This window comes from Nocardioides sp. Root140, assembly GCF_001426745.1.
Lineage (GTDB): Bacteria > Actinomycetota > Actinomycetes > Propionibacteriales > Nocardioidaceae > Nocardioides.
In genome coordinates, this window is the sequence record NZ_LMFI01000003.1 from 68,073 (window position 1) to 80,757 (window position 12,685).

Annotated in this window: 13 protein-coding genes; 7 read left to right on the forward strand and 6 right to left on the reverse strand. The window is 70.9% G+C overall.

Annotated features, from left to right (window positions below):
* Positions 1 to 147: 147 nt before the first annotated feature.
* The 3 genes from ASD30_RS08630 to ASD30_RS08640 are packed head-to-tail and all read right to left on the reverse strand — an operon-like array spanning position 148 to position 3,862.
* Positions 148 to 1,077, reverse strand: a complete 930-nt coding sequence (locus tag ASD30_RS08630) for a hypothetical protein (RefSeq protein ID WP_056680097.1) — start codon at positions 1,075 to 1,077, stop codon at positions 148 to 150.
* Positions 1,074 to 2,696: an AMP-binding protein gene (locus ASD30_RS08635; RefSeq protein WP_200951118.1), complete on the reverse strand. Its 1,623-nt coding sequence runs from the start codon at positions 2,694 to 2,696 to the stop codon at positions 1,074 to 1,076. Before ASD30_RS08635 ends, ASD30_RS08630 begins: the two co-directional genes overlap by 4 nt.
* Positions 2,693 to 3,862, reverse strand: coding sequence for an acetyl-CoA acetyltransferase (locus tag ASD30_RS08640; protein WP_056680100.1), 1,170 nt, complete (start codon positions 3,860 to 3,862; stop codon positions 2,693 to 2,695). The genes ASD30_RS08635 and ASD30_RS08640 overlap by 4 nt, the downstream gene beginning before the upstream one ends.
* A gap of 201 nt (positions 3,863 to 4,063) precedes the next feature.
* Between ASD30_RS08640 and ASD30_RS08645 the strand changes: the two genes are divergently transcribed.
* Together ASD30_RS08645 and ASD30_RS08650 are read left to right on the forward strand one after the other, a co-directional pair.
* Positions 4,064 to 5,146, forward strand: coding sequence for a zinc-dependent alcohol dehydrogenase (locus tag ASD30_RS08645; RefSeq protein ID WP_056680103.1), 1,083 nt, complete (start codon positions 4,064 to 4,066; stop codon positions 5,144 to 5,146).
* On the forward strand, positions 5,143 to 6,534 hold the full coding sequence (locus ASD30_RS08650) for an FAD-binding oxidoreductase (protein WP_056680106.1): 1,392 nt from the start codon (positions 5,143 to 5,145) through the stop codon (positions 6,532 to 6,534). The genes ASD30_RS08645 and ASD30_RS08650 overlap by 4 nt, the downstream gene beginning before the upstream one ends.
* 21 nt (positions 6,535 to 6,555) lie before the next feature.
* Here the strand turns inward: ASD30_RS08650 and ASD30_RS27465 are convergent, their stop codons facing one another.
* Positions 6,556 to 7,593 carry a trypsin-like serine peptidase gene (locus tag ASD30_RS27465; RefSeq protein ID WP_056680108.1) on the reverse strand — a complete coding sequence of 346 codons (1,038 nt, stop codon included), beginning with the start codon at positions 7,591 to 7,593 and terminating at the stop codon, positions 6,556 to 6,558.
* Between the two features lie 193 nt (positions 7,594 to 7,786).
* Between ASD30_RS27465 and ASD30_RS08660 the strand changes: the two genes are divergently transcribed.
* Positions 7,787 to 8,536 (forward strand): SDR family oxidoreductase, encoded by a 750-nt coding sequence (locus ASD30_RS08660; RefSeq protein WP_056680111.1) that lies wholly within the window; start codon positions 7,787 to 7,789, stop codon positions 8,534 to 8,536.
* A gap of 27 nt (positions 8,537 to 8,563) precedes the next feature.
* Positions 8,564 to 9,010: an RrF2 family transcriptional regulator gene (locus tag ASD30_RS08665; RefSeq protein WP_056680114.1), complete on the forward strand. Its 447-nt coding sequence runs from the start codon at positions 8,564 to 8,566 to the stop codon at positions 9,008 to 9,010.
* 25 nt (positions 9,011 to 9,035) lie between these two features.
* Here the strand turns inward: ASD30_RS08665 and ASD30_RS08670 are convergent, their stop codons facing one another.
* On the reverse strand, positions 9,036 to 9,287 hold the full coding sequence (locus ASD30_RS08670; protein ID WP_056680117.1) for a hypothetical protein: 252 nt from the start codon (positions 9,285 to 9,287) through the stop codon (positions 9,036 to 9,038).
* Positions 9,288 to 9,433: 146 nt separating this feature from the next.
* Here ASD30_RS08670 and ASD30_RS08675 point away from each other — a divergent pair, with 146 nt between their 5' ends.
* Positions 9,434 to 9,883 carry an SRPBCC family protein gene (locus ASD30_RS08675; RefSeq protein WP_056680121.1) on the forward strand — a complete coding sequence of 150 codons (450 nt, stop codon included), beginning with the start codon at positions 9,434 to 9,436 and terminating at the stop codon, positions 9,881 to 9,883.
* Entirely contained in the window at positions 9,880 to 10,848 is a 969-nt protein-coding gene (locus ASD30_RS08680; RefSeq protein WP_200950040.1) for an SDR family NAD(P)-dependent oxidoreductase, read from the forward strand. The genes ASD30_RS08675 and ASD30_RS08680 overlap by 4 nt, the downstream gene beginning before the upstream one ends.
* 27 nt (positions 10,849 to 10,875) lie before the next feature.
* On the opposite strand, the gene ASD30_RS08685 is transcribed toward ASD30_RS08680, so the two are convergent.
* On the reverse strand, positions 10,876 to 11,556 hold the full coding sequence (locus ASD30_RS08685; protein WP_056680128.1) for a histidine phosphatase family protein: 681 nt from the start codon (positions 11,554 to 11,556) through the stop codon (positions 10,876 to 10,878).
* A 158-nt stretch (positions 11,557 to 11,714) separates the two neighbouring features.
* On the opposite strand from ASD30_RS08685, the gene ASD30_RS27765 reads away from it, so the two are divergent.
* Positions 11,715 to 12,683: a collagen-like protein gene (locus tag ASD30_RS27765; RefSeq protein ID WP_056680131.1), complete on the forward strand. Its 969-nt coding sequence runs from the start codon at positions 11,715 to 11,717 to the stop codon at positions 12,681 to 12,683.
* The last annotated feature ends 2 nt before the right edge of the window (positions 12,684 to 12,685 follow it).

A 12,685-nucleotide genomic window follows, 5' to 3' on the forward strand; every position in this document is an offset into this window, starting at 1 on the left:
ATTCCGGCACGGAACGGCCCGTTGTGCCCGTTCAGCGGCCCGACCGTCTTGCCGGCATTGCGCTGTGGACCTGCTGGCTCGGCGTACGACGAACAACGCGGCCCACCCCGTCGACGGGGTGGGCCGCGTTGCTCTGTCCTGAAGGTGTCAGCCGATGGGGTCGGCCTCGGCGAGTGCCAGCTCGTAGGTCATCGCGACCGGGTTCAGGCCACGGACGAGGCCACCGTGGTGGATGCCACCGAAGCGGTCGACGAGACCTGCGATCAGGTCGGCGGTCATCCGGCCGTCGACGCGGCGGACCTCGCCGTCGAGGTACATCACCTCCGTCGCTGGCCCCGCCACCTCGACGATCGAGCCGTCGGGCTGGCGCAGGCGTCCGCCGATGATCGAGCCGATCTGGCCGTGCACGCGCGCGCCCGTCCATCCCTGCTTCTCGGTGAGCCTCTCGATCGTGGTCGGCAGGTCGACGTTGGGCCGCACGCGGCACACGATCGCCCGCCGGCCGATCAGTTCGCCGCGGTCGGCCGGGCCGGGCACCACGCGTCGCGGCTCGAACAGGGACATCGTCGTCTCCGGGTCGTGCGCCACGTCGTACCGCACGTCGGCGCTCACGGCGACGTGGGCGGTGACTCCGCGGCCGAGGACCACGGAGTCAGGGATCAGGTGACCGGCCCGGCGCTCGCCGAGCGCGGTGTCGAAGAGCGCATGGCTGTGCGCGAAGACCTCCCCGTCGCGGTGGCCCAGGGTCACGCCGCCCAGTCGCAGGCGCCCGTTGCGGCCGCCCGGGATCGGCTCGCTGAACGTCGCGACCGAACCGCCCGGCGGCCCCAGGGCGGGGATGTAGTAGTCGAACTCCGCCAGGGTGCCGCCGACCAGACGACCGGCGGCCCCCGCCGCGTCACAGCGGTCGAGCACGTCGGCCAGGGCGTCAAGGAGCCGCGCACCCGCGGGCAGCTCGACCTCATGGGTGACGAGACGAGTCTCGAGGGAGACGACCCGGTCGGGGAGGACCGGGCCGGGGTGGCACAGCGGCTGCGGTGCGGCCGCGCGGGTCGCCGTACCGGCGGTGGAGGTCATCGGGTCGCCTCCGCGAGTCCGGCGCCGTCGACGAGCTCGCGCAGCAGGGGAGTGGTGACCTTGCCGTAGGCCGAGGTGGGCAGGCGGTCGACGAAGTGCGCGCGCTTGGGCACCTTGTATCGGGTCATGTGCTCGCGGCACCACGCCAGCAGCGACTCGGGCTCGAGGCCCGGCTCGACGACGCACACGGCCACGCCGACCTCGCCCCAGTCGGCATCGGGTACGCCGACCACACCGACCTGTCGTACGCCGGGGTGCTGGAGCACCTTCTCCTCGACCTCGCGCGGGTCGATGTTGGAGCCGCCGGAGATGTACATGTCCGACGCGCGTCCCGTGATGTAGAGGAAGCCCGCCTCGTCGCAGTGTCCGAGGTCGCCGGTGCGGAACCAGCCGTCGCGGAACGCCTTCGCGTTGCCCTCGGGGTGGTCGAGGTAGCCGGCGAAGACCGCCGGGCCGGCCACGCAGATCTCCCCGCGCTTCCCGGGCGGCAGCGGGTTCCCCTCGGCGTCCTGGATCGAGATCGTCATGCCGGTTCGTGGGTAGCCGGCGGTGCCGATCCCGTCCACGGTCGGCACGTCGGCGTGCCGGTCGTGTGGGAGCACGGTGATCGCGCCGGTCACCTCGGCCAGCCCGTAGTACTGCACCAGCACTGGCCCGAGGACGTCGTACGCCCGGCGCTGGTCGGGTGCGGTGATCGGTGCCCCGGCGTAGACGACGTGACGCAGGCTCGAGTGGTCGACGCCGTCCGCGGCCGCGACCAGACGGTTCAGGATCGTCGGCACGGTGAACAGCGTGGTGACCCGATGGCGGGCGACGAGTTCCCAGGCCGCCGTCGGGTCGAGGCTGTCGCCGGGCAGCAGCACGACGGCCGCGCCGCGGGTCACGTGGGTGAGCACGTGGACGCCGGCGCCGTGCGACAACGGCGCGAGCACGAGGGTGGCGTCGGTGTGGTCGAGGCCCGGCATCAGGTCGGCGATGTGGTTGTTGACCACGAAGCCCATCTGGTCGTGGGTGAGCACCGCGGCCTTGGGCCGGCCGGAGCTCCCCGAGGTGAAGAAGAACCAGCAGGGGTCGCCGGCGTCGACCGGGACGTCGTCGATGCGGCGGCCGTGGTGGTCGCTGATCAGTCCGGCCACGGTGACGTGCCCGTCGCTCGGCACGTCGCCCGGCTCGTCGTTCGAGAGTCTCCAGACCGGGGCGACCGAAGCGCTGGCGAGCGCCGCTGCGTGCCCGGTCAGCGAGCTCTCGAGCACCACCAGGTCGGGGCGTACGACGTCCGCGAGCGGCAGCAGCTCCGTCGGCGTGAGCTTGGCGTTGGTCGGGGTGATGACGGCACCGACCCTCCACGCCGCGAACATCACCGTGAGGTAGTCGCGGGTGTTGGCGCTGTGCAGCAGCACCACGGAGCCGCGGGTGATGCCCGTGTCGGCCATCGCGGCGGCGAGGGCGTCGACCCGCTGGTCGATCTCGCGCCAGGTCCATGCCAGGTCGCCACGCACGATCGCCGTGTGGGCGGGGAGTCGAGCCGCGGTCTGGCGCAGGAGCGAGGAGAGGTTGGTGGTCTTCATCGTGAGGGCCTTCGTCGGCGTCGGTTGGGTCTCGGTCCGTGTGGTGCTCACCAGCGCTCCAGGATGCTCGCGTAGTTGGTGACGGCGGCGCCGCCCATGTTGAAGACCCCGGCGACGTCGGCACGGGGGAGCTGCAGGTCGCCGGCGGTGCCGGTCAGCTGCATGGCGGCCATCGCGTGCATGGAGACGCCGGTGGCGCCGATCGGGTGGCCCTTGGCCTTCAGGCCGCCGGACCGGTTCACCGGCAGCTTCCCGTCGGCGTGCGTGAGCCCCTCCTCGAGCACGCGGTGGCCCTGGCCGGGTTCGGCCAGGCCGAACGCTTCGTACTGGATGAGCTCGGCGATCGTGAAGCAGTCGTGGGTCTCGATCAGGTCCAGGTCGAGGGTCTGCAGTCCGGCGTCGGCGGTGGCTGCGGCCCAGGCCTGACGGGCGCCGGCGAACTCGGTGGGATCCCTGCGGGAGAGCGGGAAGGCGTCGTTGGCCTGTGCACGGGACCTGAACCGGACCCGGCGGTCGCTGGTCGCGGCCACGTCCGGCGCGGCGAGCACCAGGGCCGCGGCTCCGTCGGAGATCAACGAGCAGTCGGTGCGACGCAGCGGTGGGGCCACGAACGGGTTCTTCTCCGAGACGGTCGAGCAGAAGTCGAGGCCGAGGTCCTTGCGGATCTGCGCGAGGGGGTTGGTCACGCCGTTCGCATGGTTCTTGGCCGCGATCATCGCCATGGCACGCGACGGGTCGCCGTACTTCTCGGCGTAGGCGCGGGCGATGCCGGCGAAGACGCCCGCGAAACCGGCCTCCACAGCGGCCTCTTCGGGTTGGTAGCAGCCGCTGAGCAGGATCTCGCCGGCTCGCGGGGTGCTGACGCCGGTCATCTTCTCGGCGCCCACGACGAGCGCGACGCGACCGCGTCCGGACTCGATGAAGTCGCAGGCGGCGTTGATCGCGGCCGAGCCGGTGGCGCAGGCGTTCTCCAGTCGCGTCGCGGGTGTCGCGGCGAGGCGGCTGTCGGCGACCGAGACCAGTGCTGCCTGGAAGTCCTGGGCGCTGAACCCGTTGTTGTAGACGCCGACGAAGATGCCGTCGACGTCGGCGGCGTCCATCTGCGCGTCGGCGAGGGCCTGCGGGATGACCGAGGCCATCAGAGCGGTCGTGTCCGGGGCTTCGAGCCGGCCGAACGGCGTGTGGGCCCAGCCGATGATCGACGTACTGGAATTCATTGCGTGTCCTCTTCCACGTGGCGGTGCGCTGTGTCTCCACGATGGCCGCGCGCCCCGGTCAGCGACTACGTGCGGGCGTCGAGCACGTCCCCTTCGGTGTTTCGACATCTGTCGAAGGTGTCGATCTGCGGTCTCGTCTCTCAGCGGTGCCGTCGCCCCGTCGTTCGCGCCGAACATGGGAGCAACGCGAAGGAGGCGCTCATGCGAGCGACAGTCAAGGCAGACCGCGGACCCGGCTGCCGGTTCGTCACCGATCGACCGGAGCCGGTGCTGCTCCCCGGCCAGGTGCGCATCGAGGTGGCCGCGGCGTCCGTGTGCGGCACGGATGCCGCGATCCACGATTCCGGACCGGTGCTGGACGACTTCGGCATGAGGTTCCCCGTCACGATGGGACACGAGGTTGCCGGGATCGTCGTGGAGGCCGACCCCATGACGCGGGTCGCCGTCGGCACCCGGGTGGCGGTCGAGACCCACCTCCACTGCGGCGAGTGCTTCTTCTGTCGAAACGGCGACGGCCACAACTGCGCGCGGGTGCAGCTGCTCGGCGTCCACCTCGACGGCGCGTTCGCGGAGCGCGTCGTCGTCCCGGCAGCGAGCTGCTTCGCCCTGCCCGACGCAATCGGGCTCGAGGAGGCCGCACTGCTCGAGCCCGGGGGCAGCGCCATGCACGCCGTGCTGCGCAGCGGAGTGTCCCTGGCCGGCAGCAGCGTCCTGGTCTCGGGTGCAGGCCCGGTCGGGCTGGTGCTCGTCCAGATCGCCGTGGCCATGGGCGCCCGCATTGTCACCGTGGTCGAGCCCAACCCCATGCGCCGCAAGATGGCCGAGCGGTCCGGCGCCGTCGTGCTCGACGTCGGTGTGGACCCGATGGAGGTCGCCGACCCGACGACGCGCCACCGCGGTGGCTACGACGTGGCCTTCGAGTGCTCGGGCGCGGGCGCGGCGCTGTCCGCCGTCCTCGACGCGACACGCAACGAGGGCACCGTCGTCGTCGTGGGCCTGGTCAGGGGCGAGGTCGCACTGCCGGTCACGCGCACCCTGATCACCCGGGGACTGACCCTGCGGGGCAGCTTCGGTCGGTCCCTGTGGGGCACCTGGGACCGGCTCTCGGAGCTGGTGATCTCCGGCCGGGTCGACCTGGCCGGGCTCCTGACGCACCGGCTGCCGCTCAGCGGGCTCCCGCTCGCCCTTGAGCTGATGCGGGAGGATGCAGGCAAGGTGTTGCTGCTGCCGTCGCTGCCCGACACGCAGCTGCACGTGACCTCGACCGAAGGAAAGACCCGATGACCGCGTCCACCGTCTCGGCCCCGATCGTGGAGGCCCTCGAGGCAATCGAGGGCCTCGACGTGCTGACCAACCCCGACTCCACGTCGGCCTACGCGCACGACCGCTCGGTGTGGGCGGCGTACGACGTCCCGGCGGCAGTGGTGCGTCCCCGCACGACGGAGGAGGTGCGTGCGGTCGTGGCGGCGTGCGTCGCGACCGGCACTCCGCTGGTGACCCGGGGCGCGGGCACGGGCCTGTCGGGCGGGGCCAATGCAACCGCCGACGCCGTGGTCGTGTCGATGGAGCGGATGGACCAGATCCTCGAGGTCGACGTCGAGCACCGGCTGGCGCGCGTGCAGCCCGGTGTGGTCAACGACGACTTCCGTGCCGCCCTCGTGGAGCACGGGCTCTGGTATCCGCCCGACCCGGCCAGCAGCCCCTGGTCGACGATCGGCGGCAACGTCGCGACCAACGCCGGCGGCATGTGCTGCGTGAAGTACGGCGTCACCGGCGACTACGTGCGCGAGCTCGAGGTGGTCACCGGAACCGCGGAGGTGGTGCGGCTCGGTCGGCGTACCGCCAAGGGCGTTGCCGGCTACGACCTGCGCGGCCTGGTTGTCGGGTCGGAGGGAACCCTGGGCGTCGTCACCGAGGTCGTGCTGGCCCTGCGGCCGTTGCCGCCGTCCGCGACCACCGTCATCGGCAACTTCGACTCGTTGGAGGACGCCGGGCGCGCGGTCGCGCTGATCGGCGCCTCCGGCATCTCACCGAGCGTCCTCGAGCTCGTCGACCGCGGCTGCCTGGAGGCCGTCGACGAGTGGAAGCACATGGGCCTCTCGAACGACGCCGACACCGTGCTGATCGGTCGCACCGACGCACCGGGGGAGCTGGCGGTCCATGAGACGAAGGAGCTGATCCGCTGCTTCGAGGAGGCCGGGGCGACCTTCACCGCAGCCTCCGAGGACGAGCAGGAGTCGGAGGCGTTGTACGCCGCCAGGCGTTTCGCCTTCCCCGCCATGGAGCGCAAGGGCGTGGTGCTGACCGAGGACATCTGCGTGCCGCTGGCGCGCGTGGCCGACGTGCTCGGACAGGTGCGCGACATCGGCCGCGCCCACGACGTCATGGTGGCCAACATCGCCCACGCCGGCGACGGCAACCTGCATCCCCTGCTGGTCACGCCGCCGGGCGACGAGGCTGCAGGGGTGCGGGCCCGGGCCGCGTTCGACGAGATCCTGCGGGTTGCGCTCGAGGCCGGCGGCACGGTGACGGGGGAGCACGGGATCGGCCTCCTCAAGCGCGCCGGACTGGGACAGGAGCTCTCGCCGGCCGTGGCGCAGATGCACCACGCGGTGAAGGCCGCGCTCGATCCGCACGGAATCCTCAACCCTGGCAAGGCTCTGCCGATCTGACCCGCGCGGCTGCCGACACCCTCAGCCCCAGTTGTCGCGGCCCCACCTGCAGAGTCGGCTCAGGCCGTTGCCGCCGGCGAAGAGGCTGTTCTTCTCCTCGGCGAAGTTGTCCTCACGGCCACTGAGGGTGCCGATGACCTGGCGACCACCATTGGTCCAGCGACCCCACAGCGGTCCGCCGGACTGACCGCTGGCGATGTCGGCCCTGGTCTCGAGCTCGAGCGTGTCATAGCTGTCACTGTCGTCGTCGTGCACCGAGATGCCGAGCTCGAAGCAGGGCCGCTGGCCGGTCGCGCTCAGGTCGTAGGGATAGCCCGCGTGGTTCCAGACGTGCAGGTCCTCCCAGTCGTCGTCGTACGTCCGGTAGCCGAAGTAGCCGAGCCACCGGCCGAAGGGCTGGTCGAGCTGGCAGATGGCCATGTCGTAGCCGTCCTGCCCGACGAACTGCTCCCAGGCGGCGATGCCGATGACGTTGGCCGTCCAGCTCCCGCCGAGCACCGACGTGCCGTCGAACATGCCGGGTGTGAAGGTGACGTTCCCGATCACCGGACCACCCGGGGACCATGAGTTCGCCACGACGTGGGAGGCCGTCAGGATCGTGGACTCCCCGATCAACGTGGCGCTGCCCTTGCCACGACCGGTGTCGAGCTGACCGATGCGGACCCACGGGGCCGCGGTCGTCGAGTAGACCTGCCGGCTCTCACCGTCGTAGATCTGGGTGAAGTTCGCGGGCTCGACGGGTGACCCGTTGAACCGGCGCAGCATCCGCGGACGGTGGACGCCCAGCGAGCGCGGTCCGCCGATGATCGTCCGGGAGTTCTCCGGGGTCCATTCGTCGACGCTGTGCACCATCTCGTCGCGGAGCAGCTCCTCGCCGAGGCCGACGCTCCCCGACGGCTCCGCCTCGCGTTCGGCGGGGGAGCGCAGGCGGTTGAGGTCGAACCAGTCGGGCTCACCCTGTCGGTCGCCGAGCTCCAGCTCCTGGTCGACGGTGAGCGGCTCCTCCGCTCGCTCCCGCGTCGTCCTGTCGTGGTCGTGGTCGCTGCGTCCGGTTGCCATGGTGTCCTCCGATGAGTACGACTTCGATGAGTACGACGCGTGGTGCGTCGAACGGAAGGAGCACGCATGGCGACGCGCGATACCCGAGCCGGTCGACTTCCCCGTTGTCGGGGATCGGCAGGACACTCCTTGACTCGGACAAGGAGTGTCGTAGTAAACTACTACAAAACTTGTCTCAGTAAGGAGTGGGATCATGAAGGTTGTCATCTTCGGAGCAGGCCTGATCGGCAGCCAGCTGGCTGCCCGACTGGGGGAGCAGGGCCATCAGGTCGACGCGCTGGGACGCGAGGACGGCATCGACACCACGACCGGCAAGGGCGTGGCCGATGCGGTCAAGGGGGCGGACGTGGTCGTGGACCTGACCAACTCGCCGTCCTGGGCAGGCGACGACGTCCTCGCCTTCTTCCGCGACTCCACGGCACACCTGGTCGCGGCCGAGGAGCGCGCCGGTGTGGGCCACCACGTGATCCTCTCGATCGTCGGCGCGGACCGGCTCACCGAGTCGGGCTACATGCGGGCAAAGCTGGCGCAGGAGGCCGGGGTCGCCGCTGGTGGCGTCCCCTTCACGATCGTCCGCTCGACGCAATTCTTCGAGTTCATCGCGGGCATCGCCGACGCGGGGACCGAGGACGGCACTGTCCGGGCCACGCCGGCAACCCTGCAGCCGATCGCCTCTCGTGACGTGGTCACCCACCTGGCCGAGGTGGTCACGGGAGCCCCGGTCAACGGAACCCTCGAGATCGCCGGCCCCGAGGCACTGGGGATCGATGAGCTGATCCGTCGCGAGTTCAGGGCGACGGGGGACGCCCGGACCGTGGTCCCGGATCCTCAGGCCGGCTACTTCGGCGCGGTGCTCGATGACGCGGCGCTGGTCGCGACGCCCGGCGCGGGCGCCTGGATCGCGCCGACCACGCTCGACGAATGGCTACGTGATCGCGACTGAGCAGGTCCGGCCTGCAAGGATGGCCGGGTGAAGCTTTCGGCCGGGGTGGAGTGGTCCATCCACTGTTGCGTCGTACTCAGCCAGGCGGAGCAACCGGTGCCCAGCGCTCGGCTGGCCGAGCTGCACGGGGTCTCGAAGGCCTACCTCGCCAAGCACCTGCACCAGCTCGCCCGGGCCGGCCTGATCCTGCCGAGTGAGGGCCGCGACGGGGGCTACGCCCTCGCCCGGGTCGCCGGCGAGATCACGGTCCTGCAGGTCGTCCAGGCGATCGACGGAGAGCGGCCGGCCTTCCGCTGCACGGAGATCCGACAGCAGGGCGTGCTGGCCCAGCCTCCCGAGAAGTGCCTCGAGGCCTGCGGCATCGCCAAGGTGATGGCCGATGCCGAACGTGCCTGGCGGGACTCGCTCGCTGGTACGACGATCGCCGACCTGGCCGCCAGCCTCGACACCTCACGACTCGACGAGGTCCTCTGACCCGACGCGTACGGCGTCCGGCAAACTACTCGGAGCCCTCCGAGGGCTGGTCCAGGGCGGTCTCGGCGTTCTCGCGCTGGCTGCCCTCGGGCGGCGGGTCCTGAGACGTGACCAAGCCGGTGTCACCGTCCTGCCCATCGCCGTCATGGTGCTCGGCGTGGTCGCCTGCGCCTGTGTCGCCGGCGGGATCGGTGGGAGGCGTCTCCGGCTCGGGCTCCGAGGAGCCGGGGCCGATGTTGGGGCGGGTCTGGGGGTCGTAGTTCGGGTTCTCGGTCATGCTTCTCCGTACCCGACGGCCCGTGCCGCATGCGGCCGATGCCGGGAGTGTGGCGGGTTCGATCTCTCCGCGTGGGTACTGCATGACGTCCCGACCGGGGTGACCCCCGTGCCTCCCGGTCTCTCCGACAGTGTGGAGCCGAACAGATGAGACCTTCGATCACCCGCACGTTCACCACGACCGCCGCGCCGGAGCGGGTCCACGACTACCTTGCCGACTTCCGCAACGCCGAGGAGTGGGACCCGGGCACGAAGACCTGCGAACTCGTGCAGGGCGGCGGCGAGGTGGGCAGCGTCTACCGCAATGTCTCCTCGTTCATGGGGCGCGAGTCCGAGATCCGCTACACCGTCGCAGAGCTGGAGCGGCCCACCCGCATCCACCTGGTCGGACGCAACGAGCAGTTCGAGGGTCACGACGTGCTGGGTGTGAGGGCCGGCGTCGATGGTGGTTCCGAGGTGACCTACCACGCCGAGTTCTCCTTCACCGGCGCCGCGAAGTACGCCGCTCCACTGGTGGCGGCCTACCTCCCGGCCCTGGCTCGCAAGACCATCCGGCAGATGCAAGCGTGCCTCGATGCGCTGGGAGACGGCCGGTGAGCGCGGCGGAGGCAGCCACTCTCCCGGTGAGGGCGCTGGACACGTTGATGGACCGGACGCTGGCACCGGGCTACAGCCGCATCGGCTTCGAGGTCCGGCGCCGGTTGCCGGGTTGGCCCGCGGACCCTCAGCCCGGAGCACTCGCCGGGCGACACGTTCTCGTGACCGGGGCAAGCTCCGGCCTCGGGATCGGTTGTGTGGAGGGCCTGGCGCGCCTGGGTGCCGCGGTGCACATGGTGGTGCGCGACGAGGTGAAGGGCGAACGGGTCCGTGGGCAGATCATCTCCCGAGTCGGCGATGCCGACCTGCGCGTCACGCGGTGCGACCTGGCCGACCTCGACGACGTACGCCGTTTCGCGGACGAACTTGACCTCACCTCGGTCCACGCCCTCATCCACAACGCGGGGGTCATGCCGCCCGAACGCACGGAGTCACCTCAGGGCCACGAGCTGAGCATGGCGGTGCACGTGCTCGGGCCGGTGCTGATGACCGAGCTGCTGCGCGACCGCCTCCACAGCGGCCGGACGGTCCTGGTCAGCAGCGGCGGGATGTATGCCCAGCGGCTTCCGGCCGGCGACCCCGAATTCCGCTTGGGCGAGTACTCGCCGTCGGTTGCCTACGCCCGGTCCAAGCGCATGCAGGTGGAGATGCTCCCGCTGCTGGCCGACCGCTGGTCCTTCGACGGCATGGTGCTGGCCGGGATGCACCCGGGCTGGGCGGACACTCCTGGGGTGAGGGAGTCGTTGCCGACGTTCCGACGGCTGACCCGGCCGATCCTGCGTGACGATCGGCAGGGAGCCGACACCAGCGTCTGGCTGGCGGCGACCCGACCTGCGCCGCCGACCGGCCGATTCTGGCACGACCGGGTGCCTCGCCCCACGCACCTGGTGCCTGCCACCCGGCCTCGCGCCGACGAGGTGGCGCGAGCATGGGCGTGGCTCCGCTCAGCGACGGGACTCGACTGAGCGGACCGCGCACCCGAGGGCTCGCCCTCAGGACTCGTCGAGGCCCTCCTCGACACTCTCTCCGGTCACGTCGTGCGCCCGCTGGTCCTCGAGCTGATGGCCGCCGAGCGGGTCGCCGTGCCAGTGCGCCAGTTGCCAACCGGTGCCGGGGTGCCCCTCGAGGACGCCCATGGCGGTGTTCATCATCCGTAGGTCGTCCGAGGCGTCCGGGTCGAGCCTGGCCGCCAACGCGGTGAAGACGCGGATCGATCCGCCGTGGCTGAACACCGCGACGGTGTCATCGGGAGCGTGCGCCTCGGCGATGGAGCACAGTGCCGCATCGAAGCCTTCGTAGAACTCGTGGCCGTCGGTGCCACCGGGAATGGCACGCGCGAGATCGCCGTGCATCCAGTGCATCAGGCAGTCGAGATAGGCGTGAACGGAGTCGCGCTCGGTGTGCATCTCCAGGTCGCCGGCCGCGACCTCCTCCAACCCGGGGCGTACGCCGACCTCGAGCCCGAGCGCTTCGGCGAGTGGGGCGGCGGTCAGCTGGGTGCGGACCAGGCGGGAGGCATAGACGCCGGCGATGTCCTCGTCGGCGAGCGCACCCGGGACGGCGCGTGCCTGGGCCTCGCCGAGCGAGGTCAGACCGGCTCCGGGGAAGGCGGTGTCCAGCGCTCCCGTCACGTTGTTCGGAGTCTGACCATGACGGATGAGTAGCAGGCGCACCGCCCGATCCTACGTGGGCAGTCCGCGACCCTCCGCACCGCCGTGAACGCCCGGGCAGGCAAGGCCAATAGTGCGAAAACCGGTATGGCCCGGTGCGGATTCTGGGAGCCTTTGGCATACCCAAATTTGGGGATCTCGGGACTACTCAGGAGGTCCGCGTGTCCTTGTTCCGCAAGCCGAAGCCGAAGTCGGCGCTCATCGCTCTCGCCACGATCGGCGCACTTGTCGTCGTCACCCCGACGACGGCGGTCGCCGCGCGTCTCATCGGCAGTGGCGACATCGCGAACCAGTCCATCCAGTCGTGGGACATCGCTGCCGACGGCATCGGGAGGTCTGAGCTGCGCACCGGCTCGGTCGGCTGGGACCAGATGGACTCGCGCACCCGCGCCAGGATCATCGCGCTGGCAGGCAAGGACGGCACGAACGGCAAGAACGGGACCAACGGCGAGGACGGCGCGACGGGCGCGAACGGCGCTGACGGCCTGGACGGTGCCGACGGCGCCGACGGAGCGACCGGCCCCGCAGGTCCGGCCGGTGAGGACGGTGCCAGCGGAACCGACGGAGCCACCGGCCCGCAGGGGCCCGCTGGCCCGGCCGGCCCCGTGGGTCCGGCAGGCCCCGCAGGTGAGGACGGTGCCGACGGAGCGACCGGTCCGGCCGGTCCCGCAGGACCCGCCGGTGGAGGGACCGTGCTGAAGGACGGCAACGGCGTCACCGTCGGCAAGGTGCAGTCGATAGCCCGCAACAGCGTGACCGTCCTGACCAGCAGTGGCTACATGCTCACGGTCGGCTGGGACGGCAGCATCGCGCCGGCACAGGCCTACTACACGGGTGCGGGCTGCACCGGAACCGCCTACCTCAACTCCGGCAGCTCGACCCCGTCGTGGCTCTACGCGAAGACGCTGGTCTACCTGGGCAGCGCGAACACGCTGGCCGTGCCCGCTGTCCTGGACGGCAGCGGTGCCGCCGCGAACACCGGCTTCACTGCGGCCACCATCGACAACCCCGCGTGCGGCGCCAGCGCCGGTGCCAGGAACGGATGGGAGCTGAAGGCGACGACCGCCGCCAACACCGGGCTCCCGGCAGGCGTGGTCAACCAGATCGCGACTCCGCTGTCGGTGAACTGAGC

Excerpts from the sequence above, each read along its gene's own strand:
- ASD30_RS08630 (WP_056680097.1), bottom strand. The coding sequence starts at position 1,077 with ATGACCTCCACCGCCGGTACGGCGACCCGCGCGGCCGCACCGCAGCCG.
- ASD30_RS08640 (WP_056680100.1), bottom strand. The coding sequence starts at position 3,862 with ATGAATTCCAGTACGTCGATCATCGGCTGGGCCCACACGCCGTTCGGC.
- ASD30_RS08645 (WP_056680103.1), top strand. The coding sequence starts at position 4,064 with ATGCGAGCGACAGTCAAGGCAGACCGCGGACCCGGCTGCCGGTTCGTC.
- ASD30_RS08650 (WP_056680106.1), top strand. The coding sequence starts at position 5,143 with ATGACCGCGTCCACCGTCTCGGCCCCGATCGTGGAGGCCCTCGAGGCA.
- ASD30_RS27465 (WP_056680108.1), bottom strand. The coding sequence starts at position 7,593 with ATGGCAACCGGACGCAGCGACCACGACCACGACAGGACGACGCGGGAG.
- ASD30_RS08660 (WP_056680111.1), top strand. The coding sequence starts at position 7,787 with ATGAAGGTTGTCATCTTCGGAGCAGGCCTGATCGGCAGCCAGCTGGCT.
- ASD30_RS08670 (WP_056680117.1), bottom strand. The coding sequence starts at position 9,287 with ATGACCGAGAACCCGAACTACGACCCCCAGACCCGCCCCAACATCGGC.
- ASD30_RS08675 (WP_056680121.1), top strand. The coding sequence starts at position 9,434 with ATGAGACCTTCGATCACCCGCACGTTCACCACGACCGCCGCGCCGGAG.